15 protein-coding genes are annotated in these 15,011 nt (G+C 60.9%); 5 read left to right on the forward strand and 10 right to left on the reverse strand.

What is annotated here, in order from left to right; all coding sequences use genetic code 11:
* Window positions 1–21: 21 nt before the first annotated feature.
* Genes AC07V0_RS14090 through AC07V0_RS14100 form a run of 3 tightly spaced genes read right to left on the reverse strand, consistent with a single transcriptional unit; the run spans window position 22 to window position 2,749 of the window.
* Window positions 22–891 (reverse strand): rhomboid family intramembrane serine protease, encoded by an 870-nt coding sequence (locus AC07V0_RS14090; RefSeq protein ID WP_018929612.1) that lies wholly within the window; start codon window positions 889–891, stop codon window positions 22–24.
* The gene (locus AC07V0_RS14095; protein ID WP_495019687.1) at window positions 888–1,862 is read right to left on the reverse strand and encodes a metallophosphoesterase; all 975 of its coding nucleotides are present in this window, start codon (window positions 1,860–1,862) and stop codon (window positions 888–890) included. Before AC07V0_RS14095 ends, AC07V0_RS14090 begins: the two co-directional genes overlap by 4 nt.
* A complete protein-coding gene (locus tag AC07V0_RS14100; protein ID WP_007906781.1) occupies window positions 1,859–2,749 on the reverse strand; it encodes an NAD(+) kinase in 891 nt (296 codons plus the stop codon). Before AC07V0_RS14100 ends, AC07V0_RS14095 begins: the two co-directional genes overlap by 4 nt.
* A 123-nt stretch (window positions 2,750–2,872) precedes the next feature.
* On the opposite strand from AC07V0_RS14100, the gene AC07V0_RS14105 reads away from it, so the two are divergent.
* A complete protein-coding gene (locus tag AC07V0_RS14105) occupies window positions 2,873–3,823 on the forward strand; it encodes a DUF1853 family protein (RefSeq protein ID WP_495019659.1) in 951 nt (316 codons plus the stop codon).
* A 22-nt stretch (window positions 3,824–3,845) separates the two neighbouring features.
* Here the strand turns inward: AC07V0_RS14105 and AC07V0_RS14110 are convergent, their stop codons facing one another.
* Both AC07V0_RS14110 and AC07V0_RS14115 read right to left on the reverse strand, forming a co-directional pair.
* Entirely contained in the window at window positions 3,846–5,129 is a 1,284-nt protein-coding gene (locus tag AC07V0_RS14110) for an arsenic transporter (protein ID WP_258612141.1), read from the reverse strand.
* Between the two features lie 144 nt (window positions 5,130–5,273).
* Window positions 5,274–5,834 (reverse strand): NADPH-dependent FMN reductase, encoded by a 561-nt coding sequence (locus AC07V0_RS14115; RefSeq protein WP_018929616.1) that lies wholly within the window; start codon window positions 5,832–5,834, stop codon window positions 5,274–5,276.
* Window positions 5,835–6,018: 184 nt separating this feature from the next.
* Between AC07V0_RS14115 and AC07V0_RS14120 the strand changes: the two genes are divergently transcribed.
* Window positions 6,019–6,255 carry a hypothetical protein gene (locus tag AC07V0_RS14120; protein WP_018929617.1) on the forward strand — a complete coding sequence of 79 codons (237 nt, stop codon included), beginning with the start codon at window positions 6,019–6,021 and terminating at the stop codon, window positions 6,253–6,255.
* An 88-nt stretch (window positions 6,256–6,343) separates the two neighbouring features.
* Window positions 6,344–7,237, forward strand: coding sequence for a LysR substrate-binding domain-containing protein (locus tag AC07V0_RS14125; RefSeq protein WP_019579322.1), 894 nt, complete (start codon window positions 6,344–6,346; stop codon window positions 7,235–7,237).
* Here the strand turns inward: AC07V0_RS14125 and AC07V0_RS14130 are convergent.
* The 5 genes from AC07V0_RS14130 to AC07V0_RS14150 form a co-directional block, all read right to left on the reverse strand.
* On the reverse strand, window positions 7,203–7,817 hold the full coding sequence (locus tag AC07V0_RS14130) for a GNAT family N-acetyltransferase (RefSeq protein ID WP_007937773.1): 615 nt from the start codon (window positions 7,815–7,817) through the stop codon (window positions 7,203–7,205). The genes AC07V0_RS14125 and AC07V0_RS14130 overlap by 35 nt on opposite strands.
* Before the next feature lie 14 nt (window positions 7,818–7,831).
* The gene (locus AC07V0_RS14135) at window positions 7,832–10,087 is read right to left on the reverse strand and encodes an Orn/Lys/Arg family decarboxylase (RefSeq protein ID WP_064618221.1); all 2,256 of its coding nucleotides are present in this window, start codon (window positions 10,085–10,087) and stop codon (window positions 7,832–7,834) included.
* 292 nt (window positions 10,088–10,379) lie between these two features.
* Window positions 10,380–11,138: a DNA polymerase III subunit epsilon gene (dnaQ, locus tag AC07V0_RS14140; protein WP_007937771.1), complete on the reverse strand. Its 759-nt coding sequence runs from the start codon at window positions 11,136–11,138 to the stop codon at window positions 10,380–10,382.
* Between the two features lie 91 nt (window positions 11,139–11,229).
* Window positions 11,230–11,682, reverse strand: coding sequence for a ribonuclease HI (gene rnhA, locus AC07V0_RS14145; protein WP_003180633.1), 453 nt, complete (start codon window positions 11,680–11,682; stop codon window positions 11,230–11,232).
* 93 nt (window positions 11,683–11,775) lie between these two features.
* Window positions 11,776–12,534 (reverse strand): methyltransferase domain-containing protein, encoded by a 759-nt coding sequence (locus tag AC07V0_RS14150; protein ID WP_018929621.1) that lies wholly within the window; start codon window positions 12,532–12,534, stop codon window positions 11,776–11,778.
* Between the two features lie 65 nt (window positions 12,535–12,599).
* Here AC07V0_RS14150 and gloB point away from each other — a divergent pair, with 65 nt between their 5' ends.
* Together gloB and AC07V0_RS14160 are read left to right on the forward strand one after the other, a co-directional pair.
* On the forward strand, window positions 12,600–13,367 hold the full coding sequence (gloB, locus tag AC07V0_RS14155) for a hydroxyacylglutathione hydrolase (RefSeq protein ID WP_018929622.1): 768 nt from the start codon (window positions 12,600–12,602) through the stop codon (window positions 13,365–13,367).
* A gap of 99 nt (window positions 13,368–13,466) precedes the next feature.
* Complete coding sequence (locus AC07V0_RS14160; protein WP_018929623.1) at window positions 13,467–14,921, forward strand: transglycosylase SLT domain-containing protein; 1,455 nt, start codon at window positions 13,467–13,469, stop codon at window positions 14,919–14,921.
* Window positions 14,922–15,011: the final 90 nt, after the last annotated feature.

Consider the following 15,011-nt stretch of genomic DNA (forward strand, 5'->3'; position numbering starts at 1 on the left):
GCGCTCTTCATTCATAACTGATTAGACGGCCAGTTTACGGCGGTTGTACAAACCGCCCAACAAACCGGTGAAGCATCCGATGAGTAACCCGCCGACGTGGGCCGCGTTGGCAATTTCGCCGAAACCGATCATCGAGACCAGCCCCGACAGGCACAACAACAGCCACACCAGCATCATCACCAACACCCCACGAGGCAGGCGATAAGCAGGGTTCGGCGACAACAACTGGAAGATCCAGCAATGCCCGAGCAGGCCGTACAGCACCCCGGACAACCCGCCAAACAGGGTCGGGCCGCTGAAAAAAAACTGGGCATAGTTGGATACCAGGCTGAACAGCAACGTCAGGCCGATCAGGTTGATGCTGCCCTGACGCGACTCGATGCGCCGCCCCAGCTCCCAATACCACATGCCGTTCATGGCCAGGTGCAGGATGCCGAAGTGGATCAGCATCGGCGTCACCAGACGCCACCACTGCCCTGCCGCCAGGCTGTCGGCCAGTGGCGTGAAATGGATGTAGTCGCCGACCACGCGGAAATCGAGGAAGGTCAGCCAGCGCATCGTCTCGAGGTTTTCGCCCAGCAGCGTCACCACGCCGACGATCAGGCTCAGCAACAGCACGAACGCCGTGGCCTTGCTGTGGCGCAATTGCTCGACAAAACCCGGACGTTGCAGGGTCGGCGCCACCGGGATATCCAGTTGCTGATCGGGGTCGCCGGCCGGAAAGCGTTCGTACAACGAGCGCACGTCTTCGCTGATGCTGGCCGGTACCCACAGTACCTGCTCGCCCGCCTCTTCGCTGACCCGATGGGGCACTTGCATGCGCTGCAGCAGTTTGACGAACCCGCTCAAATCTACCGCCAGTGGTAGACGCAATACCGCCACCGCCGTCATTGCAACACCTCCGGCCGCTCGACATCGACCCAGACAAATTTATGCGAGTCGAGACGGGTTTCCTGATCCAGACGATAAGCGACCAGTTTGCCGTAGAGCACCGCGCTGTAATCCAGGCACGCCAGGTTCGGGCGGATCGGCGCCGGTTTGCCGCTGCGCCAGTAGTGGCCGACGAACAGCATCGGCTCATCGATGCCGTAGCGCAGCAAGTTGTCTTTTTCACTGGACGACAGCGGCGTGCGGGCCACCGGCTCGGGCAAGGCGTCGGGCTGGAACACGATGTCTCCGTAGGTTTGCGGGTCGTCTTCCCAGAATTTAGTGCGGAAAAACGAGCGCGTCAGGCCGTCGCCGCTGGTCATGGTCAAACCGTGGGGCAAGCGCATGTCGGTGCCGCGCAGCAGGCGATCGAACACGGTGCAGGCGAAACTGCCGGGCACTGCGGAGGCCTGGAGGAAATGCTCGTCGATGCAACCGTCGGGGAACAACCCGCGCAACGGCTCGATCAGGCTGGCATCCCAACAGGCATGCACCACGCGGAAACGCTCGGCATCGACGAACAATGGCAGCTTGTAGAACCATTGCAGGAAGTCGTGCCAATCCTGGGGATGATCTTCGAACTGGGTCAGGGTTTCCTGAAGCAGGCGGGCGTGGCGCGGGGTGTGCTCGCGCACGAACTGTTTGCCGCTGCCCGGCAGCGCCGGCGTGCTCCAGCCGAGGGCGTTGAACTCATGGTTGCCCATGATGCACAGCGCCTGGCCGGCCTCGACCATGTCGTGGACGATGTGCAGCGCCTCGCGAATCCGCGGGCCGCGGTCGATGATGTCGCCGAGGAACACCGCCATGCGCGACGGATGCCGCCAGACACCTGCCTGTTTGTGGTAACCGAGCCGGTCGAGCAAGTGCTCAAGGGTCAGAGCGCAACCGTGCACGTCACCGATCAGGTCGTAGCTACGCGCGGGATCGAGCATCAGTCGCCTCCACCACCCAACTTGCTGCCCCAGCCGAGCTTGGTCCGGCAGACTTCGTAGTAGTTGTGGTCGAGTGGGTGAATCAGCCGCAGCTTCTGCGCTTTCTTGCTGATGGTGATGGTGTCACCGGGCGCGCAGGTGAAGTGGTTCTGCCCATCACAGGAGACTTGCGGGTAAATCTGCATATCTTTGGACACGACGATTTTCAGCTCACTGTTGCCATCGACCACAATCGGCCTACCCGACAAGGTATGGGGGTACATCGGCACAATCACAATAGCGTCGAGCTTGGGATGCATGATCGGGCCGCCCGCAGACAGCGCGTAAGCGGTCGAACCGGTCGGCGTGGCAACGATCAGGCCGTCGGCCTTCTGGCTGCAGACGAACTGGCCGTCGATGTACAGCTCGAACTCGATCATTCGCGTCGACTTGCCGGGGTGCAGCACTACATCGTTCAGCGCATCGCCCTGGCCGATGGCCTCGGCGTGGCGCCGGACTTCGGCTTGCAACAGGAAGCGGTTTTCCACCAGGTAATGGCCGTCGAGCACTTCGGCGACTTTGACTTCCAGCTCATCGGGGCGAATATCGGTGAGGAATCCCAGGCTGCCACGGTTGATACCGAGCACCGGGATGTTGTGCCGGGCCAGCGCCCGGGCAGCGCCCAGCAGGCTGCCGTCACCACCGACCACAATCACCATGTCACAGACTTCACCGAGCATCTTGCGCGACGAAGTTTGCAGGCCATGGCCCGGCAGGACTTCGGCGATAGTGTCTTCGAGGATCACGTGCAGGTGACGATCGAGCAGAAACCGTTTCAGTCGGCGGACGGTATCCAGCACCTGAGAACTGCCCAGGCGACCGATGATGCCGATATTACGAAATTGCTCCATGGGGCTCCTATTGGGACGCGGCGGCCTGCGACGGCGAAAAACACGATTATGGGCGAAAGCGCGGCGTAGACAAAACCCTTTCAGCCACAACGGTGTGCTCTAGTTTCGGGCTATGCTCGCAAGATGATCCTATTTCCAGACTTGCTCCAGTTACCTCACCAGTTGCGCCACCCTGAAGTGCGCGACCTGGCTTGGGTCATCCTCGCGCCGCCGATGCTCGACGCCACCCCGTGGCCGCAGCGTCATCCCCTGGCCGGCAGCGATTGGGTGCAGGCGCCGGAGCGCCTGGAACACTGGCTCAGGCATCTGGATCGTGACAGTTACGATTTGCTGCACTGGCTGGCCCAGGCCAGGACCCGGCGCCTGGGTTTGTACTACGAACGGCTGTGGCAGTACGCCGTGCGGCACGCGCCGGGGATCGAGCTGATCGCCGCCAACATGCCGATCCGTCGCGAAGGCCATACCCTCGGCGAGTTGGACATGCTGCTGCGCGATCGCGATGGTGTGCATCACCTGGAACTGGCGATCAAGCTCTATCTCGGCCCGCAGAACGGCGACGGCCATGACACCGCGCAATGGCTTGGACCGGGTTGCCATGATCGGCTGGACCGCAAACTGGAACACCTGAGCCGGCATCAACTGCCGATTTCCGCACGGGCGGAAAGCCGTGAGGTGCTGGCGTCGCTGGATATCCAGCAGTTCAGCGCGCATCTATGGCTGGGCGGTTATCTGCTCTATCCGTGGCCGGGGCAGGCCGAACCACCGAGTGGCGCACACCCTCAGCATTTACGCGGTAGCTGGCTGCACCAGAAGGACTGGGCGGAGTTTGTCGTCCAGCGTCCGTTCGGTCGCTGGCAACCTCTGCCCCGCCATGCCTGGCTGGCGCCGGCGCACTATCCCAAGGACCAGACCTGGAGCGCTGAACAGCTGGACACGTGGCTGAGCGATCTGGACCCGCTGGCACCGGCGCAATTGATGGTGCGGCTGACAGAGAATGCCAAAGGGGATTGGGAAGAGGCCGAGCGGCTGTTTCTGGTGTCCGATCTTTGGCCGAATGTGCCGGGCAGTGGTTGAGCGCTTGCAGTGCCCGCCCGGTCTAGATGGATAACCGCAACGCCAAGGCCGCCAACGTCACCAACAACACCGGCACCGTCAGCACAATCCCGACCTTGAAGTAGTAGCCCCAGCCAATCCGGATATTCTTGCGCTGCAGCACATGCAGCCACAGCAAGGTCGCCAGACTGCCGATCGGGGTGATTTTCGGCCCCAGGTCGCTGCCGATGACGTTGGCGTAGATCATCGCCTCTTTCGCCACGCCGGTCGCCTGACTGGCATCGATCGAGAGCAAGCCGATCAGCACGGTCGGCAGATTGTTCATCACTGACGACAGCAACGCCGTCAGCACCCCGGTGCCCATGGCCGCGCCCCACACGCCGTAACCGGCGAAGCCATCCAGCCAACCGGCCAGATACCCGGTTAGCCCGGCGTTGCGCAGGCCATATACCACGAGGTACATCCCTAAGGAAAAAATCACGATCTGCCACGGCGCTTCTTTCATCACCTTACGCGTGGAAATCTTGTGGCCACGGGCGGCAATGGCCAGCAGCAATGCAGCGCACACCGCGGAGATCGCGCTGATCGGAATGCCCAACGGCTCAAGGGCAAAGCAGCCGAGCAGCAGAATCACCAACACCACCCAACCGGCATAAAACGTTGCAGTGTCGTGAATCGCGGTGGCCGGGTCTGCCAACTGCTCGGGATGGTAATCACGGGGGATGTCGCGACGGAAAAACACCATCAACATTGCCAGGGTCGCCGCCACGCTTACCAGATTGACCGGAATCATCACCGCGGCGTAGCGGTTGAAACTGATCTTGAAGAAGTCAGCCGAAACAATGTTCACCAGGTTCGACACCACCAGCGGCAAGCTCGCGGTGTCGGCGATGAAACCGGCCCCCATCACGAACGCCAGGGTCGCCGCCGGGGAAAAACGCAACGCCAGCAGCATGGAAATCACGATCGGCGTAAGAATCAGCGCCGCGCCGTCATTGGCGAACAACGCCGAGACCAGTGCGCCGAGCAGCACCATATAAGCAAAGAGCTTGCGCCCGCTGCCCCGCCCCCAACGGGCCACATGCAACGCGGCCCAGGCAAAGAACCCCGCCTCATCCAGCAGCAGGCTGATGATAATCAGCGCAACGAAGGTGCCGGTGGCATTCCAGATGATCTGCCATACCAGCGGAATATCGCTCAGGTGCACCACCCCGGACAGCAGTGCCAGCACCGCGCCGAATACCGCACTCCAGCCGACACCCAGGCCTTTGGGTTGCCAGATCACCAGGGTGATGGTCAGCAAAAAAATCAACGATGCGATGAGCATATAAACCCGGTTCCAGCCCGACGGAAAAACGAAGCGCGGAATATAGGGAGGTTTGAATAGGCCGTAAAGTGAAGGTGGGATGAAATGCCCGATGCAGCAGCTGCCGAGCCTGCGAGACAGCCGCTACGAGCTAAAAGGAAGCGGTCATGGCTTTTTATGCTGCTCGACCCACTGCGCATACGCATTGATGAATTTCTGCAGGAACGGCTTGAGCGACTCCGACAACTTGCCCGCCTCGTCGAACGCTGAACCCGCGCCGCCCAGATAAGCTTCCGGCTGCTGCATGCACGGTACATTGAGAAACACCATCGACTGGCGCACATTGTGGTTGGCGCCAAATCCGCCGACGGCGCCCGGTGAAGCGCTGATCACCGCACCCGGCTTGCCGTCCCAGACACTCTGGCCATAGGGACGCGAACCGACGTCAATCGCATTCTTCAACGGCGCCGGCACCGAACGGTTGTATTCCGGGGTCACGAACAGCACCGCGTCGGATGAACGCACCTGTTGTCGGAAAGTGCTGTAGGCTGCCGGCGGTGAATCGCCATCGATGTCTTCGTTGTACAGCGGCAAATCGCCGATTTCGACGATCGTCAGCTTCAGATTGGCAGGCGCCAGCTCGGCCAGCGCCAGCGCGACCTTGCGGTTGATCGATGCTTTTCTCAGGCTGCCGACCAGAACGGCGATCTCGTAGACGTTGCTCATGGAAGATACTCGACTGTTCGATGGAAAGAGCTTCTAGTTATAGATGATCAAATGACGATTCAACCAGCGGGCGACGGAAAATCGCCGCCCCTGACTATTTTTTTCCTGTAGGAAAACTTACCTCGCCCAACCACGGTCTACAGAACCGCAAATTGAGTGATTTATCTCCAGAGGTTCTAAGCAGATGGCAGCAGTACTCGTCGGTCAGTTCCATGCAAGAGACGCGGAAGGCCGTGTTTATTCCGTGCATGAGTTCCAGGAATCCACCCTGTCGCACGACGGCCTCGCCGGCTCTGCGCCTGTCACCACCTATAAACTGGCCATTGGCGATCGGGTCAACAAACTCGACGACAACGCGTTTGTGCTGGTGCAAACCGGTGTCACCCTCATTCGCGAACCTGAAACGAACGTCGCTTCATAACCCGCTGTTATGAGCAGAAGTCATATGCGCGCACTTGAGTTAGGATTCAGTCACTGACTCCCTCACCTGCTGAACATGGACTTCACGCATGCGTTTACGTCATATCGAAGTGATCCAGGCGCTCCTGCAGACCGGTCACCTGGGCACCGCCGCCGAATGGTTGCAGTTGCCCGTGACCGAGGTTGAACGCACGTTGCGCGATGCCGAGGATCAGTTGGGTTTCATGCTGTTTGCCAGCGTGCGTGGCCGTCTGCAAGCCACGCGCGAGGCGCGGGAGTTGCAGGTCGAGATTGCCCGCGTCTACGAGGCCCTTGAGCCGGTCCAGCGACTGGCCAGCAGCCTCAAGCAATATCTGGCCCCGCCCCTGCGAATCATCTGCACCCCGCCGCTGGCGCAACAACTGTTGCCGCAGAGCATCGCGGCGCTGCGCCGACGCCTCCCCGATGCACCTTGCACCCTCCTGAGCCAACCGACCCGCGAGATTGTCAGAAGCCTGCTGCTGCGCGAAAGCGATCTGGGCCTGAGCCTGCACGACCCGGACCATGCCGATATCGATTGCCAGGTCATCGCCCAGGGCAAGCTCCAGCTATTGGCACCCCATGGCTGGCTGCAACCGAAACAAAAGTACATTTCCCTGCAAGACTTGGCCGGCCAGTCAATGGTCGGCCTGGAAGGTCACGACCCGCTCAGTCCGGCGCTGGACAACAAGCTGCATGCGCTGCGCCCTGCCCCGGTCATCCAGACCCGGGTGCAGACGCATCAAATGATGCGCAGCATGGTCGAGGCCGGTGAAGGCCTGGCGATTGTCGATCCATTTACCGCCCTCGGCGCCAAATCGGCCGGGCTCGATGCCTGCCCGCTGGCGCCTGCGGTACCGGTCAGCGTCTACGCTCTGCGCCTGAAAAACGCCGAGCCCTCTCCGGCGGTTCAGACGCTGCTGGACATCATCACGGAACAAGCCGTGGCGATGCTGGCGAGCTGATCGGTTTTTCCAGCGGGTTATCGAACAATCGATACCAGAACAATGCGACTTCGGCGGTATTCGGGTCGATCCCGCGATAACGCAGATGATCGATCCCGCCAACCACGTAGCCACAGCGTTCATACAGCCGGCAGGCCCCAAGATTATTGTTCTGGGTTTCCAGCATGATGCCCGGCAGCTTTTTCTTGCGGCTCCAGAACTGCGCTACGTCCAGCAACGCCTTGGCCACGCCATGGCGACGCGCCGGTGCATGCACCGCCAATTCATCGATATGGGCGAAACCGTTCCAGTTGGTGCTGACCACCAGGTGGCCCACCGGCTCATCATCCAGATAGGCCATGAAAATCGCACTGTCGGCGGCGTCGCGAAAGCTGCTGAACTCTTCGGGATCGATGCCGTAGCACTTGCGATACGGGGTGATTGGCGTCACCGGCCACTGCGCCACCGGCTTGCCGATTTCTGCTGCGCCATAGGCGGCGACTTCAAAACTGAAATCACTGCCCCAGATATAAGCCGCAAAACCCTCATCGGCGACACGCACCGAGAGGCCCGGGTATTTGGGATTCATGACGGGCTGCATACTCGCAAAGGTCCTCATTCCTTGATGCAATCGACGGTGTAGTGCCGTCCATTGCCCTCGTCTTCATGTTGCAAGCCATGCACATCGGCGACAAACCCGGGGAAGCTGCTGTCGAACGCCCGGGCAAACTTCAGGTAATCGATGATCGAGCGGGTCGACTCGGTGAAACGCTCGCCGGGCATGATCAACGGGATCCCCGGCGGGTATGGCACCAGCATCACTGCCGCGATCCGCCCGTCCAGGGCATCGATCGAAACGGCCTCCACTTCCCCGCGTACCAATTGATCATAGGCGTCCGCTGGCTTCATCGCGACTTCCGGCAACACCGTGTACATGCGTTTGAGGTGTTTGGCCGTGGCGTTGCTGCGATAACAGGCGTGCAATTGATCGCACAGATCGCGCAACCCCATGCCTTGATAACGGGCCATGTTCTGTTGCGCCACGCACGGCAGGCAGGTGGCCAGGCTGACGTTGGCGTCGTAGCTGCGCTTGAACTCCAGTAACTCGGTCAGCAGCGTGCTCCATTTGCCCTTGGTAATGCCCATCGAGAACAGCACCAGGAATGAATACAGCCCGGTCTTTTCCACGACCAGCCCGCGCTCCCAGAGGAACTTGCTGACTACCGCCGCCGGAATCCCGCGCGCACTCAACGCGCCGCCCGCCGTCAGCCCCGGCATCACCAGCGTGACCTTGATCGGATCGAGCAGCACATAGTCGTCAGTCACGCCGCCAAAGCCGTGCCAATCGGCGTCGGGTTGCAGCAGCCAGTCTTCGGCGGCCACCTGCTCGATGGCTTCGACCGAGGGCGGCTGCCAGATGGAAAACCACCAGTCATCGGCGGCGATATGCTGGCGCAGATTGGCCAGCGCCCGGCGAAAACTCAGCGCTTCGTCGAACATTTCCTGTAGCAACGAACGACCGGCCGGTCCTTCCATCATCGCCGAGGCCACGTCCAGCGAGGCGATGATGCTGTACTGCGGCGAGGTCGAGATGTGCATCATGAACGCTTCGTTGAAACGGTCGCGATCCAGCTGCCGTGCACCGCCGTCCTGCACGTGAATCATCGACGCCTGGCTGAACGCCGCCAGCAGTTTGTGTGTGGAGTGAGTGGTGAACACCAAGGGGCTGTCTTCGCTGCGGGACGTGCCCATGCCATAACGGCCGGCGAAGAACTCGTGGAATGCCGCGTAGGCGAACCAGGCCTCGTCGAAATGCAGCACCTCGACGCTGTTGCCCAGGCTCTGTTTGATCAGTTCGGCGTTGTAACAGAGGCCGTCATAAGTCGAGTTGGTCACCACCGCCAACTTGACCTTGGGCTCGCGGCCCTGGGTCAGTGGGCTCGCGTCGATCTTGGCCTGGATTGATTCGCGGCTGAACTCACTCAACGGAATCGGGCCAATGATCCCCAGCTCATTGCGCTCCGGGCACAGGTACAGCGGAATCGCGCCGGTCATGATGATCGCGTGCAACACTGACTTGTGGCAGTTGCGATCCACCAGCACCAGATCATCGCGTGCCACCATGGAATGCCAGACGATCTTGTTGGCGGTCGAGGTGCCATTGATCACGAAAAAGGTGTGATCGGCGCCGAAGTTGCGAGCCGCTCGCGCTTCCGCCTCAGCCAGCGGGCCAGTGTGATCGAGCAGCGAACCGAGTTCCGGCACCGACACCGACAAATCCGAACGCAGGGTGTTTTCCCCGAAAAACTGGTGAAACGCCTGCCCTACCGGGCTCTTGTGATACGCCACGCCGCCGCCATGCCCCGGCGTGTGCCAGGAATAATTGGAGTCTGCGGTGTGCTGCACCAGCGCCTTGAAGAACGGCGGCAACAGGCCGTCCAGGTACTTGCGCGCCGCGCGGGCAACCTGACGGGCAAGGAATGGCACGGTGTCTTCGAACAAATAGAGAATGCCGCGCAGCTGATTGAGCTCGGCCATGGCGTCGGCCGGGGCGTTTTCCAGGGTGACTTGCTCGCCCAGGGCGAAAATCGGCAGCTCCGGCGCCCGAACCCGCGCCAGGCGAATCAGTTCGGCCATGTTGTGCAGAAGATGCGCGTGGGTGCTGGCGTCTTCGGCGGCAATCAACATGCAGGCAAGGCCGTGATGGGTCGAGGCGACCAGACGCCCCTCGGTGTAATCGACCGCCGAAACGATACTGAAACCTTCCTGCTCCAGCTCCCGGGCAATGCCACGCACACGATCACCGGCAACGGTGTCGGCCTTGATGTCGCGGTGGACGATCAGGACCGGGAATTTCAAATCTTTATACATGAGGCTCGGCGTCCTGAGGCGGCAGACCGTGGCCTGCCAATCACCTCAGGGTAGAGGGTTGGAGCGCATGTGGCGAGGGGGATGCCCTGAAGTGGGCCGGCCGGCGCACCATCATGTGGCCAGCAAACTCGGTGTCGAGAAAGATACCTGTGGCGAGGGAGCTTGCTCCCGTTGGGCTGCGAAGCGCCCCCCCCTGCATTCGCTCGGAACCATATTGGCAGGATTTGCGACTGCTGCGCAGTCGAGCGGGAGCAAGCTCCCTCGCCACAAAAAACCTTCCGCTCGAAGGGACTCAGGCCTGAGCCTTGGCCTCGGCCAATTGCTGCCACAGCGACGGCGCGCCGGCGGATTTGGCGATGGCTTCCAGGCGCGCAACGTGTTGGGCCAGATCCTCTTCACTGGCGCGGATGATCCGGGTCGGCTGACGATCGGCCGGCAGACGACGGATTTCCGTGGCGGAATTATCGGCGCCTTCGCCCGAACCGTTGCCATCGGACGCGTTACCGGCCAGCGACAGGCTGGTCTGGCCGCCGGTCATGGTCAGGTAAACGTCGGCGAGAATCTCGGAGTCGAGCAAGGCGCCGTGCAGTTCACGGCCGGAGTTGTCGACGCCATAGCGTTTGCACAAGGCGTCGAGGCTGTTGCGCTGCCCCGGGTGACGTTCCCGGGCCATTATCAGGGTGTCGAGGATCGTGCAGTGTTGTGTGATGTCCGCGCGATCGTGCTGGCCCATCAGGGCAAATTCGTTGTTGATGAAGCCAACGTCGAACGCCGCGTTATGGATGATCAGCTGTGCGCCCTTGATGAACTCGAAAAATTCATCGGCCACTTCAGTGAAACGCGGCTTGCCCACCAGAAATTCGTTAGTGATGCCGTGGACGCCGATGGCGCCTTCGTCACTCTCGCGATCCGGTTGCAGGTAAACGTGGAAATGCCGGCCGGTCAGGCGCCGACCGATCAACTCGACACAACCGATTTCGATAATCCGGTGGCCGTCGGTCACCGGCATGCCGGTGGTTTCGGTATCGAGTACAACGGATCTGGTGGCCATCAGTGCTCAGCTCTCAACGGGTCAATCGTGCAAAAGCGGCGATGTTAACACGCTCGCGGGGGTCTTTCAGATAGACCGTGTTACGCCGGAATCAAGCCTGTTTGTACCCGCGCACTTCATCCACGCCACGGTTGGCCAGTTGGTCGGCCCGTTCGTTGCCATGATGGCCGATGTGCCCGCGCACCCATTTCCAGGTGACGTTGTGGCGGTTGACCTGCTCGTCGAGCAGTTTCCACAGGTCGGCGTTTTTCACTGGTTCCTTCGCGGCGGTTTTCCAGCCGCGTTTCTTCCAGTTGGCCATCCACTCGTTGATGCCTTTCATCACGTACTGGGAGTCGGTCACCAGCAGCACGTCGCAAGAACGCTTGAGCTCTTCCAGGCCACGGATCGCCCCCATCAGCTCCATGCGGTTGTTGGTGGTGTTGGCTTCGCCGCCCCAGAGTTCTTTTTCAACGCCCTTGCACACCAGCAACGCGCCCCAGCCGCCTGGGCCAGGGTTGCCCTTGCAGGCGCCATCGGTGAAGAGTTCTACGCTATCGCTCATGCCAATCTATCCAGAAAATGCGCTGGCTCGCCGATCGGTGACCGACGATGCCCGAGGCCGGGGCATACCCGGCCGGGAATATAAAAAAGTGTATTACGGTTCGATGTGACGACGATTGACCTTGGCCATCGGCAACGGAATCAGCTTGCCCATCGGCTCGCGCCGTACCTGGCGCACCGGCCGCAGCCCCACCACGATCTTGCGCGCGACTAATAAATAGAAGCCGCCACCCGACAATTGCCAGTCACCGGCCTTGCGCTCCCAACCGGCCAGACGAGCTTGCCAGGCAGGTGACGCAAGCGGCGGACGATAGCACCCGAAGCGGCGTTTCTCCAGCGCGAAGCCCAGCAGGTTCAGCCAGTCGCTGACCCGCGACGGCGAAATGCAGCGCGCCTTGCGCAAGGCGTCATGGGCGAACACATGACGCAGGCCCCAACTGCTCCAGGGGTTGATCCCGATAATCAGCAGATGCCCGCCAGGGCGCACACTGCTCGCCGCTTCGCGCAACAAGCCGTGTGGCGACAGGCAGAAATCCAGCCCATGCTGCAACACCACCACATCGGCGGCATGCTCGCTCAAGGGCCAGGCCTGCTCTTCGCAGACGATCTCGACCCCCGGCAACGGCGCGCCAAGTCGCACATTGCGCTGCACCTGCGGCGCCGCCGGTGGCGTCTGTGCCGAGGGGCCGTAATGCACCAGATAGCCGCCGAAGAAGCGCCCCAACTCGTCTTCGAGCATGCGTCGTTCTTCGTCCAGCAAAAATTGCCCGATGGGACCGGACAGCCAGTCACGGGCCGCGCTGATCAATGCCAGCCAGTCAGGATCAGCCTGAGCGAACGCTTTATCGGTCATTGCATTCTCCAACGCGCCAGGAAGCTCTAAGATGCGCCAATGTTTTCCGCTTGGCGAATCCGACGATGATACAGATCAGTGCCCTGCCCGCCTTCACCGACAACTACATCTGGTTGTTACAAGACCACAGCACCCAGCGCTGCGCCGTAGTCGATCCGGGCGATGCCGCGCCCGTAGAGGCGTGGCTCGCGGCGCACCCGGGTTGGGTGCTAAGCGATATTCTGATCACTCATCACCATCATGACCATGTCGGCGGCGTCGAGCGGCTGAAAAAAGCGACAGACGCAACCGTCCATGGCCCGGCCAGCGAGACCATCCCGGCACGGGACGTGGCCCTCAAGGACAGCGACCGGATCAACGTGCTGGGCTGGGATTTCGATGTCATCACAGTACCGGGCCATACCCTCGGGCATATCGCCTATTACCACCGTGGTCATCTGTTTTGCGGCGACACCCTGTTCGCTGCCGGTTGCGGACGCTTGTTCGAAGGCACGCCCGAGCAAATGCATCACTCGCTGAGCCGCCTCGCGGCGCTTCCCGAAGACACGCTGGTCTACTGCACCCACGAGTACACCCTGAGCAATCTGAAGTTTGCCGTGGCGGTCGAACCGGGCAATCCCGACACCCTCGAACGACTGGCCAAAGTCACCCGCCAACGGGAAGCCGGAATCATGACGCTGCCTTCGACCCTGGCGCTGGAAAAGCTCACCAATCCGTTTTTGCGTACCGGCGAAACATCCGTTAAAGAAAAAGTGGACGAACGGAATGGAACCGAAAACCGGGCTCCGAGTGCGGTCTTTGCTGCATTGCGGGCTTGGAAAGATACGTTCTAAGCTGCCTGCGCAATGGTACAAAAATTCTGAATGGTTGACCGCAGGGGGTGTGCTTTCTAGAATCGCCCGACATTTTCGCCCGGAACTTACTTCCAGCCAATGTCGTCACCTATTCGTAAAGCCACCAATTCAGACGCATTGACCCGCTTGGCTCAAGCCATCGCGGTGGCTGTGTCCGCCACTTTGGCGGGCTGTTCAAGCCATGTGCCGCAGACCGAAGCGACACACACACCGAATATCGCAGCGCGAGCCAAGCAAAAACCAATCTGGCTCAGCGAAAAACCAACACCGCAAGTTCCCCAGGACGTCTGGGAGCGCATGCGCCAGGGCTTCCAGTTGCAGGACAACCTGGGCGTCAACCCGCGCATCGAGCAGCAGCGCCTGTGGTTCGCCAGCAACCCGTCCTTCCTCGAAAACGCCGGCGAACGCGGCAGCCTCTACATTCACTACATCGTCGAACGCCTTGAAGAACGCAACATGCCGCTGGAACTGGCGCTGTTGCCAGTGATTGAAAGCGCCTACAACCCGATGGCCTATTCCCGGGCCGACGCGGTGGGCCTTTGGCAATTCATTCCTTCCACCGGGCGTTACTTCAACCTGCGTCAAACCCGTTTCTATGATGGCCGTCGCGATATCACCGCCTCGACCACCGCGGCCATGGATTACCTGACCCGCCTGCACGACATGTTCAACGGTGACTGGCTATTGGCCCTGGCGGCCTACAACGCCGGCGAAGGCACGGTCAGCCGGGCCATCGAGCGCAACGAGAAACTCGGTCTTCCAACCGACTATTGGAACCTGCCGCTGCCAGCGGAAACCCAGGCCTATGTGCCGAAGCTGCTGGCTCTGTCGCAAGTGGTGTTGGCGCCCGATGCCTATGGCGTGAACCTCAAGTCGATCGCCAACGAACCGTACTTCCAGGTCGTCGAAATCAACCAGCGCATGGACCTGTCCAAGGTTGCCGCGGTGGCCAACATCGACGAAGACGAACTGTTCCAGCTCAACCCGGCCTTCAAGCAACGCACTACCATCGACGGTCCCCAGCATCTGCTGGTGCCGACGTCCAAGGCGCAACTGCTGACTGCCAGCCTGTCGACCATGCGTCCTGAAGAGCTGATCAGCCAGCGGCCGCTCAAGCCGGTGTTCGAAGGTGCCGACGACAACGAAATCGCCAGCATCAAGCGCGCCTACCGGGTCAAGCGCGGAGAAAATCTGGCCTCCATTGCCAGGGCCAACAAGGTTGACGTCAAGGACCTGCAACGCTGGAACAAGCTGAACGGCAAGAACCTCAAGGTCGGCCAGACCCTTGTGATGCAGGACACCACCAAGCGCAGCGGCGGTCGCATCAACACTGTCGTGGCGGCGAACAGCAAAACCAGCGGCAAGTCAGACAAACAGAAGCCGCAGACCCAGTACAAGGTCCAGCAAGGTGACTCGTTGTACATGGTTGCCAAACGTTTCAATGTCGAAATGCAACACCTCAAGCGCTGGAACCCTCGGGTAGGCCAGGCGCTGAAACCGGGTCAGATGCTGACGGTTTCTTCCCCGCATTAATCAGCACGCCCTGCCTAGGGGCTTTTGTGGCGAGGGAGCTTGCTCCCGCTCGGCTGCGAAGCAGTCGTAAACCCAAGTACGCGGCGTGTC

It is taken from the genome of Pseudomonas sp. GW821-FHT01E10 (assembly GCF_059422365.1).